Below are 5,066 nucleotides of genomic sequence, written 5' to 3'. Positions count from 1 at the left end.
TAATTTTGAACAACCCTTTGGTGGGGTGGCCTCAGTGAAGAATATCGGCGAATATATCCAACTAGTCTATCAATTTGCTTTGGGTATTGTTGGTATCATTGCGGTTACTTTAATCATGTTTGGTGGTGTACGCTGGATCGCTGCGGCGGGTAATGAATCCATGATTTCTGAAGCCAAAGAGACTATTATTTCAGCTGTAACTGGGTTGGTAATAGCTCTTTTATCTTACACGATTTTAGCTTTTATTAACCCGCAAACTTTAAAGACCGATGTGTCGGTGTTTAAGATACCAGTACCAACTATCACCTGCGCAAATACACCAACTTTAACACCAATACCAACCATAGCCGGTCTGGCCGGTAATGGTGCGCAGGCTTGTCCGGGTACAGTATTGGCTTTGCAGGAGATTGCGACTAAAATGCGTGATGTAGCAAATAAAGCCGAAGACTATTATTGTCCTACCTGTACCATTCAAGTGGGTAGTGCCTACCGCACACCACAAGAGCAAGCTCCCATGTATGCTTGTTACCAAAAATGTGTTGAAGAAAAGTATATTAAAAGTGATGGTTCAAAAATAACATCAGGTGCGCCGAGTGGTTGCTCATATTGTGCTAAAACCGCCGCACCATGTTGCAGTAATCACAATTACGGAACCGCGGTAGATGTATATTTTACTACAGGAGGTTACATGGGTTTAAAGGATATTCCTTCTAGCGATGCCGGTGATGCTAGTAAAAATAATGGTGGTATGGGTGGCAGTGTTAATTATGGTAGTTGTGATACCACCAAAGGATGTAATGAAGCTTTATTTTTGGCACAAGGAAGACTTTATGATATTATGATTAGCACAAAAAAGTTCACAAATTTTACCGGAGAATGGTGGCACTTTGATTTTAATGGAAAATGCGATGCCGTGCCGACTGATTGTAAACTCAATGCTGCCGGGACTATGTCTAGCAATTATATGTGTCAGTCAAGTGATGGAAAAATTTTTGAACCAGCCTGGTGTATTTCTAATTTGGCCAATTGTCTCAGTTTAGGTGATGGCGTTGTCTGGCAACCTCCTCTGCAAATTTGTAAATCCACTGAGGAATATCTTTTCAATCCTGCAAAATTGGTTCCAGGTACAGATATCACTATATCAAGTAGTGAGTACACTGAAAGGCCAACGTGTGTAACAATCCCTGTTCCATAAGAAAAAAGATGGTGAAATATTGAATCGTAAATTAATATACCCAAAAACAGTAGAGACGCGAAAATTCGCGTCTCTACTTTGTTACGTTTTTCAATTTGATGTTGATTTTATAGTAAATATTTGCTATACTGCACCTAATTATGGATAATAAATTACCAAATTACTTTCGCCCGTTGTTCTGGTCATATGATTTTTCGTTAATAGATCCACAACAACATCAAAAAACTATTATGGTTAATACCATTAATTATGGTAATTTACATCATTGGAAATGGTTAAAGCAATATTATGGTAAACAGGCTATTCAAACAACCCTAGAAAAAGTTGCCACCACTGAATTGCATCCTCGATCAAAAACTTTAGCGCAAACTTTATTTCAGATTAATTTACCAAACCATGTATCCAGAGGTTTTGCCAGAAGCTAATAGGGTTTTAATACCTTATTTAAAAAAACTCAGTGATTTTACGTTGGCTGGTGGTACTGCTTTGGCCTTACAACTCGGTCACCGTGTATCGGTTGATTATGATTTTTTTTCACCAGCTTTGATAGATAAAAAGTTATTTCAAAAGTTAAAGACTATATTTAAAGGTTGTAGTATTACCCCTTTAATCAATACTGTCGATGAATTGACTGTTCTCATTAATGATGTAAAGTTTACTTTTTTATATTATCCTTATCCAACTTTGGGAGAACGAGTGATATGGTCTGATGTGACGTTGTTTTCCGTGCCTGATATTGCTGCCATGAAGGCACACACGATCGGTCAGCGTAGTACCTATAAAGACTATTTTGATATTTATACCATATTAGAGATGAAAAAAATGACTTTAACAGACATCGTCATTTTGGCAGAGAAAACTTTTGGTGATGAGTTTAATGGTAGAATATTTTTAGAACAGTTACTTTATCACGATGATCTTACTGATACTGATATTACACTAATTCGTCAAACAGTATCGGCCAATGTAGTTTTTGATTATTTAGCACAGGCTGTAGCTTCGATAAAACTGTAATTAATATATTTTCTATTCCAAATGAATAATATCTAATACCTGCTGTACTTTGTGCTGAATGTTTGGATATTTATCTAAATCCGGATAAAGCTGAGTGGCGACTTGTTGGGTTTGAGTGACTAATTTATGGTCAGATAGTTTGGCGATTTTGAAATGGCTTAAAAAACCAGATTGAGCTTGCCCGTAGACGGCACCGGGGCCACGGCGTTCGAGATCATATTCAGCCAAAGCAAAGCCACTACTGTGGGTGACAAAAAACTGTAATCTTTTTAACACGGCTGGATACGTTAATTCGGTGCAAACAAAACACAATGAAGCCTTATCGGATCGTCCCACCCGGCCGCGTAACTGGTGTAATTGAGCCAAACCAAAGATTTCAGCATTTTCTATAACCATCACAGTAGCATTAGGCACATCTACACCCACTTCAATGACTGTAGTAGAAACTAAGATATCGATATTGCCAGCGCGAAACTGCTCCATAATGGCGTGTTTATCTTTGGCTTTTAATTGGCCATGAATGACGGCTAATTTAGCATTAGGTAACTCAGCCTGTACTCGTTTGGCTTCTTGTTCAACGGAGGTTTTATCGGAAGTTTCATCTTCCGCAATGCGTGGAGCCACAATATAAATTTGTTGTTTCTTTTTAATATGTTCAGCGATGGTTTTATACATTTCAGCTCGTGTTGAATTGGTAATGAGTTGAGTAGTAATCGGTTTACGGTTTTTGGGAAGCTCATCAATAATACTGAGGGATAAATCACCATAGGCGGTTAGAGCTAAAGTGCGGGGGATAGGAGTGGCGGTCATGGAAAGTAAATGGGGAGTGAGTTTTAGATCGGTTTTTTGCTGGAGAGACTGACGTTGAGATACACCAAAGCGATGTTGTTCATCGATAATAGCTAAAGTTAATTTTGGAAAGGTATTTTTTGTTGTCAACAGGGCATGTGTACCCACCACCAGGCGGGCGGTTGGATAAACTTTATGATGGGCAGTAATTAAACCGATTGGAATATTAAACGGCTTAAATAATTGGATGAGTTTATCAAAATGTTGTTGGGCTAATACTTCAGTGGGAGCCATTAAAATAGCCTGATAACCGGCCTTAGCACAGGCGTACATCGCCAGTGCCGCCACAACGGTTTTACCGGCGCCAACATCACCTTCCAGTAGCCGATTCATTGGTGTATCTTTTTGTAGGTCTTGAACGATTTCTGTAATGGCCTGAGTCTGACCGTTGGTTAAAATAAACGGTAAATGATCAGTAAAATCTTTTAGAATGGTTTGATCTATTGTTATTGGTTGAGCTTGTTCTTGTACGACAGTGTCTTTAATTGATTGTGACACTAACTGCATGGTTAATAATTCATCAAAGGCTAGCCGGTGTTTGGCGCGCGAAACAGCTTTAATTGTTTCAGGAAAATGAATCGCTCTTAATGCCTCATGCGAGGAAATTAAATCGTTAGACTCAATGATAGTATCCGGTAACCAATCTAAAATGGGTTTGGCTAAAGCTTGATTAATTAAATAACGTAAATGTTTCTGCGTGAGTCGATAGGTTGTAGGATAGTGGGGGACGAGCCGGCCGGTGTGCACCGTGTCTTGTTTAGCCTTTTCGAAAACTGGGTTAACTAATTGTTTACCGTATTTGGTTTGTTTAATTTTTCCAGATAACATTACTGCCGTACCGACTTTGAGCTGCTCAGTAATATAATTTTGATTAAACCACACTACTTTAATATCACCTGAATTATCTGTCACAGTGGCATCAACCAAAGAGAACTGGCGGCGCTGCCAACTTTTTCGGGAGGAGATTTTTTTAATAACTGCCTGAATAGTAATAGCCGTATCTAAAGGTGCCTCGGCAATATTCACTAAAGTAGAATAATCCTCATACCGATCAGGGTAGTGGTGTAATAAATCGTTGGTATTATGAATCCCTAGAGCGGCGAGCCGGCTAGTTATTGGTTTGCTGATTAATGTCATTTATTTGTTCATGAGATTGTTGGACAGATGATGAGCTCAGACCCTTTTTTTTGAGTTTTTTTTCTAATTCTTGAGCAGCCTTTAAATGTTTTTTCTCACGTCTCTGAGTTAATTCATTAGAGATGTATATGGAAGCCACATCAATGGTATAAGTCGGAATAAAATCAAATGGTGAAAATTCAATACATATGGCCAGCAAGATACGCGGTAAATATCTTTTAAGCAGACGACCTTTAAAGGTGCTTTTTTGATTCATTAACAGGAATGTAAAACTGACTTTAGCGAATACATCGATAAACATTCCGGTAATTCCAGGGTCACCAACGAATAACATACCGGCATCAATAGCATCTTTGGCTAAAGCTATACCTAAAATCAATCCAAGATTCTGAATGACTCCATTTTTTAATTGATTAGCCAGTTTACTACTTAATGCCTCAGCGGCTTTCATGGCCAAACGTTGTTTGAGGCCACTAGGCTGGTTACCCTGTTTACCGACATTGGGCTGTGCTGGTTTGTTTTGTTGAGGTGCAGGCTGTGCGGGAGATGGAGGAGTTTCCGAAGTGGATGGTTGAGCCGATGGTAAACCACTGGTACCAGCCGGAGCCGGTGACTTTTCAGTGACGGCATCTTCGGCAGCAGTATCTGGTTTATCGGTCGCGGTTGGTTTATTGATTGGTTCAGTTGGAGCAGACTCACTGACATTTGAAAAGAAATCATGTCGAACGCCCTTTTGTTGTCGATTACCAGCTGGTGGATTTATTTTTTCTGTCGGAGCATTTTCATCAGTCTCATTTTTTTCTGTGGGAGCGTTTTCATCTTCATTTTCACCGCCGCCTTCACCGCCGCCTTCACCGCCGCCTTCACCGCC

At 39.5% G+C, this 5,066-nt stretch carries 5 protein-coding genes; 3 read left to right on the top strand and 2 right to left on the bottom strand.

Annotated features, from left to right (window positions below; translation table 11 throughout):
• The 3 genes from WCV88_06305 to WCV88_06295 all read left to right on the top strand — a co-directional run.
• The coding region (locus tag WCV88_06305; GenBank protein MFA6475768.1) for a hypothetical protein at positions 1 to 1,195 on the top strand (1,195 nt) is incomplete at its 5' end.
• 140 nt (positions 1,196 to 1,335) lie between these two features.
• Entirely contained in the window at positions 1,336 to 1,620 is a 285-nt protein-coding gene (locus WCV88_06300; GenBank protein ID MFA6475767.1) for a hypothetical protein, read from the top strand.
• Positions 1,592 to 2,209: a nucleotidyl transferase AbiEii/AbiGii toxin family protein gene (locus tag WCV88_06295; GenBank protein ID MFA6475766.1), complete on the top strand. Its 618-nt coding sequence runs from the start codon at positions 1,592 to 1,594 to the stop codon at positions 2,207 to 2,209. Before WCV88_06300 ends, WCV88_06295 begins: the two co-directional genes overlap by 29 nt.
• A 12-nt stretch (positions 2,210 to 2,221) precedes the next feature.
• On the opposite strand, the gene recG is transcribed toward WCV88_06295, so the two are convergent.
• Together recG and WCV88_06285 are read right to left on the bottom strand one after the other, a co-directional pair.
• A complete protein-coding gene (gene recG, locus WCV88_06290; protein MFA6475765.1) occupies positions 2,222 to 4,195 on the bottom strand; it encodes an ATP-dependent DNA helicase RecG in 1,974 nt (657 codons plus the stop codon).
• On the bottom strand, positions 4,167 to 5,066 hold a 900-nt coding region (locus tag WCV88_06285), incomplete at its 5' end, for a hypothetical protein (protein ID MFA6475764.1). The genes WCV88_06285 and recG, both read right to left, overlap by 29 nt.

The sequence above is a fragment of the Patescibacteria group bacterium genome (genome assembly GCA_041665365.1).
Classification (GTDB): domain Bacteria; phylum Patescibacteriota; class Patescibacteriia; order UBA9570; family UBA9570; genus UBA9570.
This window is presented reverse-complemented; position numbering and strand designations above follow the sequence as displayed.